This is a genomic window from Hungatella sp. SB206 (assembly GCF_051132295.1).
GTDB lineage: Bacteria > Bacillota > Clostridia > Lachnospirales > Lachnospiraceae > Hungatella > Hungatella effluvii.
This window is the reverse complement of sequence record NZ_CP096603.1, coordinates 3,882,196-3,900,966: the sequence shown is the minus strand read 5'-3', so window position 1 is coordinate 3,900,966 and position 18,771 is coordinate 3,882,196. Positions and strand designations below refer to the sequence as shown.

Here is an 18,771-nt window from a genome sequence, read left to right as displayed (position 1 = left end):
AACTGTTAGAGGACATAAAGGAGCGATAAGCCATATGCCAAACATTACGCTACTGGATCAAAATACCATAAACAAGATTGCAGCGGGCGAGGTGATCGAAAGGCCGGCCTCTGTTGTGAAGGAGCTTTTAGAGAACGCCATCGACGCCAGGGCTACGGCTGTGACGGTTGAAATAAAGGAAGGGGGCACCACCTTCATCCGCGTGACCGACAACGGCTGCGGAATTCCGAGAGAAGAGGTTCCTCTGGCGTTTCTGCGCCACTCCACCAGCAAGATCAAGTCCGTGGAAGATCTCTTTACGATCTCATCCCTGGGCTTTCGCGGTGAGGCCCTCGCAAGTATCGCTTCCGTCTGCCAGGTGGAGCTGATCACGAAGACCAGCGAAGCCCTGACGGGAAGCCGCTACAGCATCGAAGGCGGCATTGAACGGCCGCTGGAGGAGATCGGCGCCCCGGAGGGCACTACATTTATCGCCAGAAACTTATTCTTTAACACGCCTGCCAGAAGGAAATTTTTAAAGACTCCCATGACAGAGGGCTCCCATGTGGCCGAGCTGGTGGAAAAGATCGCGCTTTCCCATCCGGAGATTTCGATCCGTTTTATCCAGAATAACCAGAACAAGCTGCATACCTCCGGCAACCACAACTTAAAGGACATCATCTATACGGTCTTCGGCAGGGAGATCGCAGCGAATCTGCTGGCAGTTGAGGCGAAGAAGCAGGATATCGCCATCAGCGGCTTTATCGGGAAACCTGTGATCGCCAGGGGCAACAGAAACTACGAAAATTATTTTATCAATGGGCGGTATATCAGAAGCAGCATCATATCGAAGGCCATAGAAGAGGCCTACAAGCCGTTTATGATGCAGCACAAGTATCCGTTTACCATGCTACATTTCACCATTGAGCCGGAGCTTCTGGATGTCAATGTCCATCCCACCAAGATGGAACTTCGCTTCCGCGACGGGGAGATGGTGTACCGTATGGTCTACGACGCCGTATCAGGGGCGCTTGCTCACAAGGAGCTGATTCCGGAGGTGGAACTGAATAAGGAAAAGGCGGAGCAGGAGGCAAAAGAGGCGAGGAAGCACGAGCCGTCACCGGAGCCTTTTGAGCTTCGCAGGCTGGAGGCCATGAGCCGGCAGCAGGCCGCCTGCGCGCCTGGCTCCAAACGGCTTAAGCCGGCAGAACCGTCTCTTATGAGAGATCCTGATTTTCTGGCTGAAAACTGGCTGAAGAAGCCGGCTGGGGGGCAGATGGCTCCGAACCGCTTCGACGGAAGGGATGCGGCGGAAGAAACGGCGGCAGGCGCAGACTTTTTACATGGGTTATCGACGGAATCGGCTGCGAAAAATGAGGAAACGGTACAAAATCAGGCAGCCGCATTTTCCAGGAAGCCGGAACAGCTGGATCTCTTTGATGGAAAACTGCTGGAACCGAAATCAAGGCTGATGCATAAGCTGATCGGCCAGGTGTTCGACACCTACTGGCTGGTGGAGTTTAACGAACAGCTTTACATTATTGACCAGCATGCGGCCCATGAAAAGGTTTTATATGAGAAAACCATGGCAACACTTAAAAAAAGGGAATACTCATCACAGATGCTCAACCCGCCGATCATTCTGACACTGAACATGAATGAGGAGGTGCTGTTAAAAGAGCACATGAAGTATTTCTCGGACATGGGCTTCGAGATCGAACCGTTTGGCGGCAGGGAGTATGCAGTGAGAGGCGTACCGGCCAACTTGCTGTCCATCGCCAAGAAGGATTTGCTGATCGAGATGATCGACGGGCTTTCCGACGATGTTTCGACTCATAATCCGGATATCATTTATGAGCGGGTAGCGACCATGTCCTGCAAGGCTGCGGTCAAAGGCGGCAGCCGGCTGTCGACGGCGGAGGCCAACGAACTGATAGACCAGCTCCTGAATCTGGAGAATCCGTATGCGTGTCCTCATGGACGGCCGACGATTATCTCCATGAGCAGGTACGAGCTGGAGAAAAAATTCAAGAGGATAGTATGATGAAACCACTGATTATCTTGACGGGTCCCACGGCTGTGGGAAAGACGGCTCTGTCTGTCCGTCTGGCAAAGGCCGTGGGCGGAGAGATCATAAGCGCCGATTCCATGCAGGTTTACCGCCACATGGATATCGGTTCTGCCAAGGTGACCCGGGAGGAGATGGATGGGGTTCCTCATTATCTCATTGATATTCTGGAGCCTGCCGGGGAGTTTAACGTCGCCGTGTTTAAAAAAATGGCGTCGGAGGCGGTACAGGAGATATACGCTCACGGACATCTTCCCATCGTTGCCGGGGGAACCGGTTTTTACATTCAGGCCCTTCTGTATGACATCGATTTTACAGAGCAGGGGGAGGAACGGGACATCAGGGAGGAACTGGAACGGCTGGGAGAGGAGCGCGGCGCCGTTTTTCTGCATGATATGCTGGCGGAGATCGATCCGGAGGCTGCCATGGAAATCCATGCCAACAACCGGAAACGCGTGATCCGCGCCATCGAGTTTTACCGGCAGACGGGAGAAAGAATCTCCGAGCACAACAAACGGGAGAGGCAGAAACGCTCTCCCTATGACTTCCTGTATTACGTCCTTACGGATGACAGGAAGATGCTCTATGAGCGGATCGACCAGCGGGTTGACGCCATGATAGAGGCCGGGCTGGTCGGTGAAGTGGAAAAATTAATGGAAATGGGCTGCACAAAAGACATGGTCTCCATGCAGGGACTGGGATACAAGGAAATCCTGGATTACCTTCAGGGGAACAGTTCTCTTGACGAGGCGGTCACCATTTTAAAGAGAGATACGAGACATTTCGCGAAGCGCCAGATCACCTGGTTTAAGCGGGAGCGGGATGTGCGGTGGCTGAATCTGGAAGACTTCGGCCGCGACAGAGAAAAGGTCCTGGAGAAAATGCTTCAGGATATCAGAGAAACGTATGGATTGGAGACAGAAAATCATGGAAATGGATGCGATGTATGAGCAGCTGGGAATCGAAAAAAAGGTTCTGGAGTTCGGAAAGGAGATAGAAGGGCTGCTTTCTGAGCGCTTCGCGGCGATCGATGAGACGGCGGAGTATAATCAGCTGAAGGTAATAAAAGCCATGCAGGACAACCGCGTCAGCGACATTCATTTTGCCGCAACCACCGGATACGGTTACAACGACCTGGGACGGGATACACTGGAAGATGTATACGCCAGCGTGTTCCACACGGAAAGCGCCCTGGTGAGGCCGAACTTAATCAGCGGAACCCACGCGCTTCACGTGGCGCTGTCCGGCAATCTGCGGCCAGGAGACGAGCTTCTTTCACCGGTGGGGAAACCGTATGACACGCTGGAGGAGGTAATCGGAATCCGGGAGAGCGCAGGCTCTTTAAAAGAGTACGGGGTTATCTACCGCCAGGTGGATCTGCTTCCGGATGGAAGCTTTGATTTTGATGGAATTGCAGCGGCAGTAGGTGAGAAGACGAAACTGGTGACAATCCAGCGTTCCAAGGGATACGCCACCCGGCCGACCCTGTCGGTAGAGCGGATCGGTCAGCTGATCGCCTTTATCAAGGAACGGAAGCCGGATGTCATCTGTATGGTGGATAACTGCTACGGCGAGTTTGTGGAGCGGATGGAACCGGCCGACGTGGGAGCGGATATGATGGTGGGGTCTCTCATCAAGAATCCGGGCGGCGGACTGGCGCCGATCGGCGGATACATCGCCGGAAGAAAGGACTGCATCGACCGCGCCTCCTACCGTCTGACCGCCCCTGGTCTGGGACGTGAGGTAGGAGCCAGCCTGGGGCTTAACCAGTCCTTCTATCAGGGACTGTTCCTCGCGCCAACGGTGGTGGCAGGAGCCTTGAAGGGAGCCGTATTCGCAGCCAATGTCTATGAAAAACTGGGATTTTCCGTGGTTCCGAACAGCACCGAGCCGCGCCACGACATCATTCAGGCGGTGACCCTCGGAAAGCCGGAGGGCGTTATCGCGTTCTGTCAGGGAATTCAGGCAGCCGCGCCGGTGGACAGTTTTGTCACTCCGGAGCCATGGGCGATGCCGGGCTACGACGCACCGGTTATCATGGCTGCAGGAGCCTTCGTACAGGGCGCATCCATCGAGCTTTCCGCCGACGGACCGATCAAACCTCCGTACGCCGTTTATTTCCAGGGAGGGCTTACCTGGTACCATGCGAAGCTTGGAATTCTCATGTCCATGCAGAAATTAAAGGACGCGGGACTGATCACGTTATAGCGCCAAACGGCAAAAAAAGTGTATACACGACTGCGTTTCTATGATAGAATAACAAAGCAGGCATGGATTATCCTGCCAAAAACAAATGAGGGGTAGTAACAGATGAAACGTAAAAACTGCTGGGTACTGCTTCTTCTGGTGCTGACGGGGATCGTGCTGGGCGGATTTATCGGGACGATGGCTCAGGATGTATCCTGGCTGTCCTGGCTGAATTTCGGACAGTCCTTCGGATTCGATTCACCGCTCATTATTAACTTCGGTATTTTGGTCATTACCTTTGGCCTGAGTATCAAGATCACTATGGCAAGCATCATCGGAGTGGCATTGGCTCTCATTACCTATCGGTTCATTTAAATACATATGTCTTTGACACGTACCTGGAGAGTAACGGACAGGAGACATATGAACAGAATTACGATGAAAGACATACCGGCGGATGACCGGCCTTATGAGAAGTGCCTTCGGACAGGCCCTGAGGGGTTAAGCGACGGAGAACTTCTCTCCATTATCATCCGGACGGGATCCAGGGAAGACAGTTCCCTGGCACTTGCACAAAAGATACTGGCCTTAAATTACCCCAGCGAGGGTATTTTAGGGCTTTTGCATCTTTCACTCCCCGAACTGACTCAGATTAAGGGAATCGGAAGGGCGAAGGGGGCGCAGCTCCTCTGTATCGGAGAGCTGTCGAAGCGGATTTGGAAGAAAGCCGTGCTGGAAGACGTGGCCACCTTTTCAAACCCGGAAGACATCGTGAACTACTATGTGGAAGACATGCGGCATATGGAGCAGGAGCAGATCCGCATCATGCTGCTGAACACAAAGGGCGTGCTCATAAGAGATGTGCTGATTTCCCAGGGGACGGTGAACGCTTCCGTCGTTTCACCCAGGGAGATTTTTATTGAGGCGCTGAAGTACCACGCAGTGAATGTCATTGTGGTTCACAACCATCCCAGCGGCGATCCGGCACCCAGCCGGGAAGATATCACATTAACCAGAAGAATTATGGAAGCCGGAGAATTGATCGGAATCCGCATGTTGGATCATATTATCATAGGAGACAATTCCTATACCAGTTTTAAAGAACGGGGAATCATATAGATGGAATCGAAACGCAGTAAATACGTCCTGATTGCCTTAACGGTGATCTGTGTGCTTTTAATCGGCCTTACATCAATCCATGACGAGTGGCTGACACCTTTGAGGACCGGAGTCGGGTACTTTCTGATCCCGGTGCAGTCCGGAGTCAATAAGGTGGGCTCCGCCATTTACGATGAAATCGTGGATTATACAAAACTGAAAGACGCTCTGGAAGATAACAAGGAGATGAAGGACATCATCACCCAGCTGACGGAGGAAAATACCAGGCTTCAGGCGGAGGAATTCGAACTGAAGCGGCTGAGACAGCTGTATGAGCTGGACCAGGAATACGGCCAGTACAATAAGGTCGGGGCCAGAGTTATCGCCAACGACTCCAGCAACTGGTTCCAGGTGTTCCGGATCGATAAGGGATCGAAGGACGGAATCGCCGCGGATATGAACGTGGTTGCAGGCGGAGGTCTGGTGGGAATCGTCACGGACGTCGGCGCCAATTACGCCACGGTCCGGTCCATCATCGATGATTCCAGCCGAGTCAGCGCCATGGCCATCCAGTCCGGAGACGGCTGTATCGTGGGCGGTGACTTAACGCTGTTTAAAGAGGGGCGCCTCCGCATCACCAACGTGCTGAAGGACAGTGACTTAAAGGATGGCGATAAGATCGTTACCTCCAACACCAGTTCCGTCTTTGTGCCGGGAATCCTGGTGGGCTATGCCGCGGAGATTACCAATGACACAAACAATGTGACCAAATCGGGTTACTTAATTCCTGCGGCTGAATTTGACAGCCTGCAGGAGGTTCTGGTCATCACCGATCTCAAAGTGAAGATGACAGAGGAGACAACCGCGGAAGACGGCGCCTCTGCCGAGACGCAGGCGGGAGAGAGTGAGGCGAACGAGGCCGGGGAGACGGCGGCTTCTTCGGAAGAAGAGACTGCTGCGGCACAGTAGAAGCTATGAAGAATAGAGAAAACGATAACGAAAGGAGCAGCGGCGATGAAACGAATCATCTTTAATATTCTTATGATTATTCTGGCGTTTACGGTTCAGAACTGTATCTTCCCGCTGCTCCCGTTTCTCTCTGCATCTCCGAATCTGCTTCTGATTCTGACCTTTTCCTTCGGATTTATCCACGGAAAGGAGGCCGGTATGTACTATGGCCTTCTTTCCGGTCTTCTGATGGATTTATTCTACAGCGGCCCGTTCGGTTTTTACACGCTTATTTTCATCTACGTGGGATATGTAAACGGCATCTGTACCAAATACTATTATGAGGATTACATTACGCTGCCGCTTATTTTAAGCGTGCTCAATGATCTGGCGTACAATCTTTATATTTATGTGTTCCGGTTCCTGATCCGGAAACGTCTCGGAATCGGATACTACTTCATGAACTTAATGCTGCCGGAGATCATTTTCACGGTGGTGACAACACTGCTTATTTACCGCATTTTCCTGATGTTCAACCGTCATCTGGAAGAGATAGAAAAAAGAGGAGATTCATCGATTGTTTAGAGATTTATTAGACATCTTAAAAGACTTTTTGAAGAAAATCGCATCGTCAAGACTCCTGGTGCTGGGAATCATCTGTATAGCCATGTATGCAGGACTCGTCCATAAGCTGTTTAATTTACAGATCGTAAACGGAGAACAGGCGTTAAACGATTATATGCAGCTGACGGAGCAGACCCTTACCACAGCGGGGACACGCGGCAACATCTATGACAGGAACGGCAAGGTGCTGGCTTATAACAAGCTGGCTTATTCCGTGACCGTTCAGGACACCGGGGAATATAAGACCACGGCAGAGCAGAACGCCATGTATCTAAGGCTGGTCAGAATCCTGGAGAAGCATGGGGAGACGGTACAGGGAAAGTTTGAGGTAGCCATTGACAGCAATGGGGATATGATCTATACCTCTTCCTCAGAGGCCGGCAGGAAACGCTTTCTGCGGGATTATTACGGCTTAAAGAGTGTGGAGGAGTTAGATGACGAAGACAACAAGTATCCTTCCGCGATTTCGGCCAGAGAGCTGTTTGAAAAAGCGTGTGTCACGGCTAAGTTAAATGAGATGAAGGATTCCGACGGAAATCCTGTTACCATGACAGATCAGGAGGCGCTGGACATCATCAATATCAAGTATGCACTTCGTCTCATGTCGTTCCGTAAATACGAGGCGACTACAGTGGCAACCCAGGTTTCGGACGAAACCGTTGCTGATGTTCTGGAGCATACGGCGGACCTGGCGGGAGTCAACGTGGAGGAAACTACCATTCGGGCTTATAATGACAGTATCGCATTTGCCCCTATTATTGGCTATACCGGCAAGGTACAGGAAGACCAGCTAGAGGAACTGAAAAAGAGCCGTCCGGACTATGATGTAAATGATATTGTGGGAACGACGGGGATCGAAGCTACAATGGAACAGGAACTTCAGGGAACGAAGGGCAGTAAGACAATTTACAAGGACAGCCGCGGACGGGTCAGGGAGACTCTTAATGAAACGGAATCTAAGGCTGGCAATGACATCTATCTTACACAGATTGCGGGCCTGCAGACAGGTATTTACCATCTGGTTGAACAGTCTTTGGCCGGTGTTCTGCTAAAGACCATTGTAAACGGGGATGTGGAGATTACAAGTTCCACAGACGGATCTAATATGAAAATTCCTGTAAAGGATGCATATTTCCAGTTGATTAACAACAATATTCTGTCCCTGAAGCACTTCGAATCAGAGGAAGCATCTGATGTTGAAAAGAATATTAACAGTAAATTCTTATCATCCAGAGATCAGATTTTTACAGAACTGCAAAATGAATTGATGAGCAGCCATCCGGCTTCCTTAAAGGACCTGGATCAGGACCTGGCGGCCTATATGTATTATATTTATACGTATCTGGCGAGCCCGACTGTGGGAATTATAAAAGAAGATTTCATTGATAAGACGAGTACGGAATACCTGGCGTGGAAAGCAGACGAGATCAGTCTGCGAGATTACCTGTATTATGGAATTGCAAACGGCTGGCTGGATACCACGAAGCTGGAAACTGATTCCAAATATTCCAACGCCGACGATACATTTCGTTCACTGGTGGATTATGTGCTGGCTGAACTGAAGGAAGACCGGAACTTTACAAAGAGAATTTACCGTTATCTGATCAATGACGATGTCATCACGGGACAGGAACTCTGTCTGGCTCTGTTTGACCAGGGAATCCTGGAATACAATGAGGAAGATATTAGCCAGCTTAAGGCGACTGGTGACGCATACGCATTTCTGATGAAAAAGATATCAACTCTTGAGATCACACCAGCCCAGCTGGCGCTGGCTCCGTGCAACGCAGGTGTGGTGGTAACGGATATCAAGACCGGAGAGGTTCTGGCCCTCGTGTCGTATCCTGGTTACGATAATAACCGGATCGGCGACAGCGCCTATTTCAGCCAGCTTCAGAATGATTTGTCACTGCCGTTATATAACAATGCGACACAGGCCAAGAAGGCGCCCGGATCTACTTTTAAACCTCTTACTGCCGTTGCTGCACTGGAGGAAAATGCAATCGGAATCGAGGATACGATCGACTGTACCGGACGATATGAAGAGATCGACACGCCGATCAAGTGCTGGATATATCCTGGACGCCACGGCCCGCTTAACATGGTTGGCGGTCTTCAGAATTCCTGCAACTTCTTCTTTGCGGACCTTGGACACAGGCTGTCCATGGATGCCGACGGCAATTACGTTCCGTCTCTCGGACTGGATAAGCTGCATAAATACGCAGCCCTGTTCGGACTGGATCATAAATCCGGCGTGGAAATCGACGAGCTGGAGCCTCAAATTTCAGACATCGACCCGGAGCGTTCCGCCATGGGACAGGGTAACCACGCCTATACCAATGTACAGTTATCGAGATATGTGGCGGCGATCGCCAGCAGGGGTAATGTATTCGAACTCAGCTTACTGGATAAGACAACCGATTCTGAAGGTAATCTGATTAAAGATTATACCCCTGAGATTTCTTCTCATATTGACGCGGCGGATTCAACGTGGGATACTGTACAGCAGGGAATGAGGGAAGTTATCGCCAGTGGTACGGCGAAGAAGCTGTTTGCCGATTTGGAGGTTCCGATCGCCGGCAAGACCGGTACGGCCCAGGAGGCAAAAAACAAGCCGAACCATGCGTTCTTTATTTCCTATGCGCCATATAACAATCCGGAGATCTGTGTTACCGTGAACATTCCGTTCGGATATTCGGCTTCCAATGCCGCGAATATAGCAAAGAGCGTGTATCAGTACTATTATGGAGAGATTGATTTGGAATCGATCCTGAATGCCGGTGCGCGTGATGCGGCGAATGTCACGATTCGCGATTAAGAAGGGTGAGAGAAAAGGTCAGGTGGATATGATGCATAATACCGTAGTGATTAAAAGCAACAAGGCGGGTATGACCGTTTATCTGGAACCGGAGGTCCCGTTTCAGACGCTTCTTGCCGATATCGGCAGGAAGTTCGGGGACAACACGAAGTTCTGGGGCTCGGCCCAGATGACGCTGACGCTGGAGGGAAGAAAACTGACGGCGGAAGAGGAATTTGCGGTTGTAAACCAGATTATGGAGAACTCCAATTTAGAGATCGTCTGCCTCGTTGATACGGACGCTAACCGCATCGAACGCTGCGAAAAAGCACTGAATGAGAAACTGATGGAACTGTCCTGCCAGACGGGACAATTCTTTAAAGGAAATTTACAGGACGGAGAGACGCTGGAATCGGAAGCCAGCATCATTATCATCGGAGATGTGGAACGAGGCTCCAAGGTTATGGCGAAGGGGAACGTGATCGTTCTCGGCGCGCTGTACGGCACCGTATGCGCGGGTGTTGCGGGCAATGAGGGCGCTGTGATTGTGGCGTTGACCATGGCGCCGACGCAGCTTCGCATCGCAGACTGCACCTCGCGGCTTGACGGCCGTGGGAAGAAGCTGGGCCGCGGACCGATGACCGCTTCACTGGATGGAAATAAAGTCTCTATCAAACCAATGAAAAAAAGTGTGGAAATATTCCGAAAATTAATGTAGAATAGAATATGGATTGAATCAGGAGGATATGAAATGAGTGAAATCATTGTCATTACTTCCGGAAAAGGCGGGGTAGGCAAGACAACAACCTCTGCCAATGTTGGTACCGGCCTGGCCATTCTGGGGAAAAAGGTAGTTCTTATCGATACAGATATAGGACTCAGGAACTTAGATGTGGTCATGGGACTGGAAAACCGCATTGTCTACAATCTTGTAGATGTGGTAGAAGGCAACTGCCGTATGAAGCAGGCCCTGATAAAAGACAAAAGATATCCAAATCTGTTTTTGCTTCCATCGGCTCAGACCAGGGACAAGACCTCGGTGAATCCGGGCCAGATGGTGAAACTTGTTGATGATCTGCGGGAAGAGTTCGACTATGTGCTTCTGGACTGCCCGGCTGGCATTGAACAGGGTTTTCAGAACGCCATCGCAGGCGCCGACAGGGCGCTTGTGGTAACGACACCCGAAGTATCGGCGATCCGTGATGCGGACCGCATTATCGGACTCCTGGAAGCCTCCGGCATGAAAACCATCGATCTGGTGGTGAACCGGATCCGTATGGATATGGTGAGACGCGGGGATATGATGTCCCTCGATGACGTGATGGACATTCTGGCCATCGATATCATCGGCGCAGTCCCGGATGACGAGGATATCGTCATATCCACCAATCAGGGAGAGCCTCTGGTTGGCATAGGAACACCGGCCGGACAGGCTTATATGGACATTTGCAAACGTATAACCGGCGAAACGGTGCCGCTCCTTCATGTGGCGGCGCGTGGAGGGTTTTTCTTTAAGCTTTCCAACCTCTTGAAGAGAGCGTAGGAGGGATGAGATGAGCCTGTTTCCTGTATTCCGTAAGAAGAATTCAGGAGAGATTGCAAGAAATCGTCTGAAACTTTTGCTGGTTGCGGACAAGGCGGACTGTTCTCCTGAAGTGATGCAGATGATAAAAGACGACATGATCCATGTGATATCGAGATACATGGATGTTGATTCCGACAGAATAGAGATACAGATGACGAAGATGAAGCAGCCGGACTGTGACAGCTATATGCCGGTGCTTTATGCGAACATCCCTATTCGCGATATACCTGACAAGGGGATATACTGACTATGTTTTTTGACTACAATTTTAAATACTATAATTACCGTTTGGTTCTTTACATGGTGGCGTTATCCGTCATTGGGATTCTCGTGGTTGCAAGCGCATCCGGACAGGATTCCTCGACGGTTACAAAACAGATAATCGGTATCCTGGTGGGATTTGCCCTGGCCATAGGGCTTTCCATCATCGATTATCATAGAATTATTAATTTATATGCGCTGGATTACGCAGTATGCATCCTTCTTTTAGGTGCGGTGCTGGTGATGGGTCACACGGCAGGCGGAGCCACAAGGTGGATCGACGTTCCGGGTATCGGACGGATACAGCCTTCCGAATTCGTGAAGATCGGGCTTATTGTATTCTTTTCCTGGTATTGGAATAAATATCAGGAAAAGATGAATATGCCTGTTATGGTGGGGATCGCGGCCATATTGGCCGTAATACCCATCGGCCTTATTTTCGCGGAGCCGAACTTATCCACCAGTCTGGTTGTCATTGTCATCATACTCTGTATGGTGTATACAGCCGGCATCAGTTACCGCTGGATTGGCGGCGTGCTTGCGGTTGCCATACCTGCAGGCGCATTGTTTATCTATCTGCTGACGCAGGGGTTGATCCCCTTTATCCACGATTACCAGGCGAGACGTATTCTGGCGTGGATCTATCCGCATGCGGAACAGTACGCGGAGAATATGTATCAGCAGAAGAATTCTATCATGGCAATCAGTTCCGGACAGCTTCAGGGGAAGGGACTTTTTAATACGACTATCGCATCCGTAAAGGATGGAAACTGGCTGGGCACCACCGGAGAGACAGATTTCATCTTTGCAATTATCGGAGAGGAGCTGGGCTTTATCGGCGGGGTAACCGTCATTGTGCTCTTCGGTCTCATCGTATTTGAATGTCTGCGCTTGGCGTACAAATCCAGAGACATGGCGGGGCGGCTGATCTGCACCGGCATGGCGGCGCTTATCGGATTTCAGGCATTTGCCAACATCGCCGTAGCGACACAGATTTTCCCCAATACCGGCCTGCCGCTTCCGTTTATCAGCTCGGGAGTCAGTTCCCTGATCAGTATCTTTATCGGGATGGGCCTTGTTCTGAATGTTGGATTGCAACGCAAAATTGGTAATTATTAAGGAGGTATATCGTTATGAATATAGGATTAGTTGCACATGATTCAAAGAAAAAACTGATGCAGAACTTCTGCATCGCCTACCGGGGGATTTTAAGCAAGCACACCCTGTACGCGACAGGGACCACTGGCCGTCTGATTGAAGAGGTCACGAATTTAAATATCCATAAGTATCTGGCTGGTCATTTAGGCGGTGAGCAGCAGCTGGGAGCCCAGATCGAGCACAACGAGATCGATCTGGTGATCTTTTTGAGAGACCCGCTCTCATCAAAGGCTCATGAGCCGGATCTCGTTAATATCATGAAAACCTGCGACATGCACAATATCCCGCTGGCAACAAACCTGGCGACTGCAGAGCTCTTAATCAAGTCTCTGGACCGCGGTGACTTAGAGTGGCGTGAGATGTATAAGTAGGAGTCTGTAAGTGAAGAAGAAAATTACGATGAAAGCCGGCTGCGCGTTTTTATGCGTGACCATGCTGTCGGGCTGCTCCAGCTTCAAAAAACTGGATAATCCCTATGACTTCACGCAGAGGACAGCTCTTTATGAAGGAACTGCGCTATCGGACAGGGCAGAGAGTTTTGCACATAATCTCTGTGTCGTCACGGCGGACACTCCATCCACAGATCAGGCGGTTACCGCGGAAGCGGCGGCGGTCTTTGACCTGTCGGATAAAACGGTGATTTTCGGAAAGAATCCCTTTGAAAAGCTGTATCCGGCCAGTATCACCAAGACGATGACGGCTCTGCTGGCGATCAAATACGGGAATCTGTCCGATGAGGTAACGGTACCGGAGGAAGCGGTGATTACGGAGAGCGGTGCGACCTTATGCGGCATCAAACCGGGCGATAAACTGACTATGGAGCAGCTGCTCTACGGTCTTATGCTGCCTTCCGGCAATGACGCCGGCGCTGCGATTGCAGTTCACATGGATGGCAGTATTGAGAAGTTTGCCGACCGTATGAATGAAGAGGCAAGAAAGCTGGGAGCGACAGGGACTCATTTCGTCAATCCCCATGGCTTAAACGATGAAAACCACTATACGACCGCATACGATCTGTATCTGATTTTCAATGAAGCCATGAAATATCCTGATTTCAGGAAGGTGATCGGTACGTCATCCTATGACGCTGTCTACACGACGGCCTCGGGAGATACGCTGACAAAGACCTGGAAGCAGAGCAACTGGTATATGACTGGTGAGCGGGATATGCCGGAAGGACTGACTGCGCTGGGCGGCAAAACAGGCACGACAAAGGCTGCGGGAAGCTGTCTGATCATGGGCAGCAGCGGCTCTTCAGGGATGGAATATATTTCCGTTGTCTTAAAAGCCCCTGATAGAACGGGCCTTTACGATAATATGTCAAATATATTGAATAAAATTGTAGATTAGTCGTTGCGTTTTATGGGGATTTGTACTATAATTACTTTAATATTAATAGACTTTTTATACAAATCATATAACTCAAGGAGGAGATCGCTATGGTGCAGATAATAGCAGGAAAAAAGGGTAAGGGGAAGACAAAACATCTGTTGGATAGGGCCAATTCCGCCATCAGGGATTCCAAGGGATCCATCGTCTATTTAGACAAGAGTTCCAAGCACATGTATGAGTTAAGCAACAAGATTCGTCTCATTAATGTCAATGAGTACCCGATTAAATCGAGTGAAGGATTTATTGGTTTTATCTGTGGAATCATTTCACAGGATCACGATTTGGAAATGATGTTTTTAGACAGCTTTTTAAAACTGTCCTGTTTAGAAGGTGAAGATATTACAGACACCATCACGACTTTGGAAAGAATCGGTGAAAAGTATCACGTGACCTTCGTTCTCAGCGTATCCATGGACGCGGAGAATCTGCCTGAGAACGCGCAGGCCGATGTGATTGTTTCATTATAATCATACATAAACAAAAGAGGGACGTATCTGACTAACGCTGAAAGTATTGGCGGGAGTCAGGTGCGTTTTTTGTTTTTTTGGCGGAAGGACGCGGACGTGTCGGAGGCCTGCCGGAAAAGCGGCGGGGGACGGGCGGAGTCCTGGCTCATGTTCCCTCGGGGGCAGACTACAGGCCCGCTCCATGGCTCCTTTCCTCACAACCTAAGCTACGTCCGCGTATCTTTCACTTGAACTTTTTGCATTTTACTCTTATAATAACTAGAAGGGAAAGGAGGCGCTCTCTTGGCACAACAGAAGGTAAGGCCCCGAAAGAAGGAGGCGGCCCCGAAAAAAAAGAATAAGAAGATCATTAAATACCGGAAGCCGCTTCATATTAATGTCGGAATGATCATCTTCGCATTGATTTTTGTTTATATGGTGTTCAGCGTCTATACCTACATACGGAGGGACAAGATCCAGTTCTATGAAGTACAGGAAGGAAGCATCGTGAATAATACCGATTATACCGGTATTATTTTGAGAGAGGAAGAGGTGAAGACCGCCGACCGCTCCGGATACATCAATTATTATATCCGGGAGGGAAAAAGGGCGTCGGTGGGAACGCGGATCTATTCCATTGATGAAACAGGAAATATCGCATCATTCCTGGAAGAAAATACAGAAGAAAATGTCACACTGACAGCGGAGAATCTGGCTGATTTAAAGAAACAGCTGACTGTATTCAGCCTTACGTACGACGACAACCGTTTTAACTCGGTTTACGATACGAAGTATACGCTGGAAGCGGACGTGATGGAATACATGAATTTTAATGCGCTCGATAACGCTGGAAGCCTCCTTGATGAGGCGGGATTTAATTTTCAGCAGGTGCGGGCCGATGAGGCCGGTGTCGTGTCCTACGGAGTGGACTCTTATGAGAACCTGAATGCCTCAGGAATTTCGGAGGCAGTATTCGACCGCAGCAAGTATACGAAGACGATTACAAAAGCAGGAAATCTGATTGAAAAGGGGATTCCTGTCTATAAGATGATCACGTCGGATCAGTGGTCCGTGGTATTTCCGCTGAGTGACGATGATGTGAAGACTTATGGGGATAAGACAAGCCTGACGGTCACATTTTCCGGTCATGATTTAAAAGCCACAGGCAGCTTTTCCATGCTTACCGGAACGGACGGAAAGCCATACGGCAAACTGGATTTTGATAAATATATGGTCCAGTTCGCTTCAGACCGTTACGTGGACTTTGAGATTATTTCCGATAAGGTGGACGGGCTTAAGATTCCCGCCAGCGCCGTGACGACGAAGGATTTCTATCTCGTTCCCATGGAGTACTTAACCCAGGGGGGCGACAGCTCCGAAAGCGGATTTAATAAAGAAGTCTATTCGGAATCGGGAAGTTCTGTGGTATTTGTTCCGACGACGATCTATTATTCCGAGGAGGACAACTACTATATCGAGATGGGCGGAGAGAACGGCTTTAACGCAGGCGATTACATCGTGAAGCCGGATTCCACAGACCGCTACCAGATCGGGGCGAGCGCGTCCTTGAAAGGTGTGTACAACATCAATAAGGGCTATGCCGTGTTTAAGCAGATCGATGTGCTGGCGTCCAACGACGAATACTATACAATTAAGAAGAATATGACTTATGGTCTGGCTGTATACGACCACATCGTGCTGGATGCGTCGACAGTCAGTGAAGGTGAATTAATCTATCAGTAAAGAGGTGTTACAATATGGTAAAAGAAAATCTGGAAGAGGTAGAAAGACGTATTTCAGAGGCCTGCAGACGGGCGGGAAGAAGCCGTGAGGAAGTGACGCTGGTAGCGGTCAGCAAGACGAAGCCGGTTTCCATGATTGAAGAAGCGTACGGGACCGGAATCCGCGATTTTGGAGAAAACAAGGTTCAGGAGCTGTGTGAAAAGCACGAGGTGCTGGAATCAGATATCCGCTGGCATATGATTGGCCATTTACAGAGAAACAAGGTACGCCAGGTGGTGGACAAGACCGTCCTGATTCACAGTGTGGATTCGGTCAGGCTGGCGGCCCAGATCGACGAGGAAGCAGCAAAAAAGGGCATTACCGCAGACATTCTGCTGGAGGTGAATGTGGCGGCGGAGGAGAGCAAATACGGCTTCCGCCTGGAGGAAACGGAGCAGGCGCTGAGAGAAATTGCGGCATTTTCCCATGTGCATATTCAGGGATTGATGACAATTGCGCCTTTTGTAGATAATTCCGAAGAAAATCGGCCAATTTTTAAAAAATTATATCAATTTTATGTTGACATGCGCGGGAAAAACATTGATAATGTTACTATGAGTATGCTCTCAATGGGTATGACCGGAGACTATGAAGTAGCGATAGAGGAAGGAGCAACTCTGGTAAGAGTCGGTACCGGCATTTTTGGTACAAGATATAAGATTGGAGAGAATGAAGGATGAGCATAATTAGCAAATTGCTGGAGAGTGTGCATTTAAACGGTGACGATGAAGAGGATGACTACTACTTAGATGGCGATTACGAAGATGAAGATGACAGACCTGCCAGAAAAGGACTCTTTGCCAAAAAAGATGAAGATGATTATTACGATGACGATGAAGAGTACGATCAGAAGCCGCGCTTTCTATCACGTTCTCCAAAGGTAGTACCGATGAAACAGCGCTCCATGATGGAAGTTTCCATGGTGAAGCCGACGTCCATCGAGGATGCCAAAGAGATTTGTGATTATATGCTGGCTGGAAAAGCAGTTGTGCTGAATATGGAAGGAATCCATACGGAAGTGGCACAGCGAATTATCGATTTTACATCGGGTGCGACATACTCTATGAACGGCAATCTGCAGAAGATCTCGAATTACATATTTATAGCAACTCCGGAATCCGTAGAGCTTTCCGGTGATTTTCAAGACTTGCTGAATAATGGTACGCTGGATATGGGCGGAATGAATCTTCGTCTGTAGCCATGACGATAAAAGACAATCAGATTTTAGGTATAGTACAAGCAGACAATCTTCCAACCACCGGCCTGCCGGCGCCGCGGGATTTTTCGTGACGGGGACCGTCAGGAAGGAAGATTGTTTGCTTTCTATTTTACTTTGGAGGAACCGTAATATGGAGAAAAGAATTCCGGTACATATGGATGGAAGAAAAGTATACGATATTGTAATGGAACAATCCTTTGGTCAGCTGGAGGAAGAGCTGCGCAGGATGAATCTGGAGGACCGGAAGATCTGCGTCGTCACGGATTCCAACGTGGCCCCGCTCTACCTTGAGGAGGTGGAACGGATTGCCTCGGCCTGCTGCCGGAAGACAGAGCATTTTATATTCCCGGCAGGGGAGGAGAATAAGAACTTAAATACAGTAAAGGATCTCTATGAGACCCTGATCCTAAAAAAGTTTGACCGCCACGATTATCTGCTGGCCCTGGGCGGCGGCGTGGTAGGAGATTTATGCGGCTTTGCGGCCGCGACGTATTTGAGGGGAATCTCCTTTATTCAGGTTCCCACCACCCTTCTTTCGCAGGTGGATTCCAGCATCGGAGGGAAGACCGGGGTTGATTTTGACGCCTACAAGAACATGGTCGGCGCTTTTCATATGCCGAAGCTGGTCTATACGAATATTTCCACGCTGAAGACCCTTACGGATGAGCAGTTTTCTTCCGGTATGGGAGAGATCATCAAGCATGGCCTGATTAAGGATGCGGCATACTATGAGTGGCTGGGAGAGCATGGGGCGGAGATCGGCCGGAGGGATCTGTCCGTCTGTGAGGAGATGGTCCTGGTCAGCAACCGGATTAAACGCGATGTCGTGGAAATGGATCCGACGGAGCAGGGAGAACGGGCGCTGCTTAATTACGGCCATACGCTGGGCCATGCAATCGAGAAGCTGGCTGATTTTAAGCTGATGCACGGCCACTGTGTGGGACTGGGCTGTATCGCGGCCATGGGAATCTCTGCTGTCAGAGGTACGATGGCGGAGGAGAAACTGCTGCGGTTAAAAGAGATGATGGCGCGTTTCGGCATGCCCCTCACGGTCAGCGGACTTTCTGCAGATGAGATCATTGAAACGACGAAGAGTGATAAAAAGATGGATTCCGGGACGATCCGCTTTATTCTGCTGGAAGAGGTAGGAAAAGCTTATATTGACAAGACCGTAACGGATGATGAAATGAATGCGGGACTTTCACGCATTTTGGCATAAGGAGACAT

19 protein-coding genes are annotated in these 18,771 nt (G+C 49.8%); all 19 read left to right on the top strand.

The annotated features are described in order from the left end of the window. Positions 1-34 precede the first annotated feature (34 nt). The 19 genes from mutL (at position 35) to aroB (ending at position 18,763) form a co-directional block, all read left to right on the top strand. Positions 35-2,023, top strand: coding sequence for a DNA mismatch repair endonuclease MutL (gene mutL / locus M1L66_RS17070; protein WP_187021995.1), 1,989 nt, complete (start codon positions 35-37; stop codon positions 2,021-2,023). Continuing rightward, the gene (miaA, locus tag M1L66_RS17065; RefSeq protein WP_187021996.1) at positions 2,020-2,997 is read left to right on the top strand and encodes a tRNA (adenosine(37)-N6)-dimethylallyltransferase MiaA; all 978 of its coding nucleotides are present in this window, start codon (positions 2,020-2,022) and stop codon (positions 2,995-2,997) included. Before mutL ends, miaA begins: the two co-directional genes overlap by 4 nt. Beyond that, entirely contained in the window at positions 2,975-4,255 is a 1,281-nt protein-coding gene (locus tag M1L66_RS17060; protein WP_434687267.1) for an aminotransferase class I/II-fold pyridoxal phosphate-dependent enzyme, read from the top strand. The genes miaA and M1L66_RS17060 overlap by 23 nt, the downstream gene beginning before the upstream one ends. Before the next feature lie 102 nt (positions 4,256-4,357). Next, a complete protein-coding gene (locus M1L66_RS17055) occupies positions 4,358-4,609 on the top strand; it encodes a DUF4321 domain-containing protein (RefSeq protein ID WP_002604009.1) in 252 nt (83 codons plus the stop codon). Between the two features lie 48 nt (positions 4,610-4,657). Next, positions 4,658-5,353: a RadC family protein gene (gene radC / locus M1L66_RS17050; protein WP_434687265.1), complete on the top strand. Its 696-nt coding sequence runs from the start codon at positions 4,658-4,660 to the stop codon at positions 5,351-5,353. After that, a complete protein-coding gene (gene mreC / locus M1L66_RS17045; protein ID WP_434687263.1) occupies positions 5,354-6,301 on the top strand; it encodes a rod shape-determining protein MreC in 948 nt (315 codons plus the stop codon). 45 nt (positions 6,302-6,346) lie between these two features. Then, positions 6,347-6,865 carry a rod shape-determining protein MreD gene (gene mreD, locus M1L66_RS17040; protein ID WP_002604012.1) on the top strand — a complete coding sequence of 173 codons (519 nt, stop codon included), beginning with the start codon at positions 6,347-6,349 and terminating at the stop codon, positions 6,863-6,865. Further along, on the top strand, positions 6,858-9,722 hold the full coding sequence (locus M1L66_RS17035; RefSeq protein ID WP_187021999.1) for a penicillin-binding transpeptidase domain-containing protein: 2,865 nt from the start codon (positions 6,858-6,860) through the stop codon (positions 9,720-9,722). The genes mreD and M1L66_RS17035 overlap by 8 nt, the downstream gene beginning before the upstream one ends. Positions 9,723-9,753: 31 nt before the next feature. Further along, positions 9,754-10,419 (top strand): septum site-determining protein MinC, encoded by a 666-nt coding sequence (locus M1L66_RS17030; RefSeq protein ID WP_002604014.1) that lies wholly within the window; start codon positions 9,754-9,756, stop codon positions 10,417-10,419. A 33-nt stretch (positions 10,420-10,452) separates the two neighbouring features. Beyond that, positions 10,453-11,244 carry a septum site-determining protein MinD gene (gene minD, locus M1L66_RS17025; protein WP_187022000.1) on the top strand — a complete coding sequence of 264 codons (792 nt, stop codon included), beginning with the start codon at positions 10,453-10,455 and terminating at the stop codon, positions 11,242-11,244. Positions 11,245-11,254: 10 nt separating this feature from the next. Further along, positions 11,255-11,533, top strand: a complete 279-nt coding sequence (gene minE / locus M1L66_RS17020; protein WP_002604016.1) for a cell division topological specificity factor MinE — start codon at positions 11,255-11,257, stop codon at positions 11,531-11,533. Between the two features lie 2 nt (positions 11,534-11,535). Further along, a complete protein-coding gene (locus M1L66_RS17015; RefSeq protein ID WP_002604017.1) occupies positions 11,536-12,666 on the top strand; it encodes an FtsW/RodA/SpoVE family cell cycle protein in 1,131 nt (376 codons plus the stop codon). Positions 12,667-12,680: 14 nt separating this feature from the next. Next, positions 12,681-13,076: a methylglyoxal synthase gene (gene mgsA, locus M1L66_RS17010; RefSeq protein ID WP_002604018.1), complete on the top strand. Its 396-nt coding sequence runs from the start codon at positions 12,681-12,683 to the stop codon at positions 13,074-13,076. Positions 13,077-13,104: 28 nt separating this feature from the next. Next, positions 13,105-14,055: a D-alanyl-D-alanine carboxypeptidase family protein gene (locus tag M1L66_RS17005; RefSeq protein WP_434694272.1), complete on the top strand. Its 951-nt coding sequence runs from the start codon at positions 13,105-13,107 to the stop codon at positions 14,053-14,055. An 89-nt stretch (positions 14,056-14,144) separates the two neighbouring features. Then, on the top strand, positions 14,145-14,564 hold the full coding sequence (locus tag M1L66_RS17000; RefSeq protein WP_055652805.1) for a hypothetical protein: 420 nt from the start codon (positions 14,145-14,147) through the stop codon (positions 14,562-14,564). 282 nt (positions 14,565-14,846) lie between these two features. After that, positions 14,847-16,286, top strand: coding sequence for an HlyD family efflux transporter periplasmic adaptor subunit (locus tag M1L66_RS16995; RefSeq protein WP_187022001.1), 1,440 nt, complete (start codon positions 14,847-14,849; stop codon positions 16,284-16,286). A 14-nt stretch (positions 16,287-16,300) separates the two neighbouring features. Beyond that, positions 16,301-17,005, top strand: a complete 705-nt coding sequence (locus tag M1L66_RS16990; protein WP_002604022.1) for a YggS family pyridoxal phosphate-dependent enzyme — start codon at positions 16,301-16,303, stop codon at positions 17,003-17,005. Continuing rightward, a complete protein-coding gene (locus M1L66_RS16985) occupies positions 17,002-17,523 on the top strand; it encodes a cell division protein SepF (RefSeq protein WP_434687259.1) in 522 nt (173 codons plus the stop codon). Before M1L66_RS16990 ends, M1L66_RS16985 begins: the two co-directional genes overlap by 4 nt. 151 nt (positions 17,524-17,674) lie before the next feature. After that, a complete protein-coding gene (aroB, locus tag M1L66_RS16980) occupies positions 17,675-18,763 on the top strand; it encodes a 3-dehydroquinate synthase (protein WP_434687257.1) in 1,089 nt (362 codons plus the stop codon). Positions 18,764-18,771 lie beyond the last annotated feature (8 nt).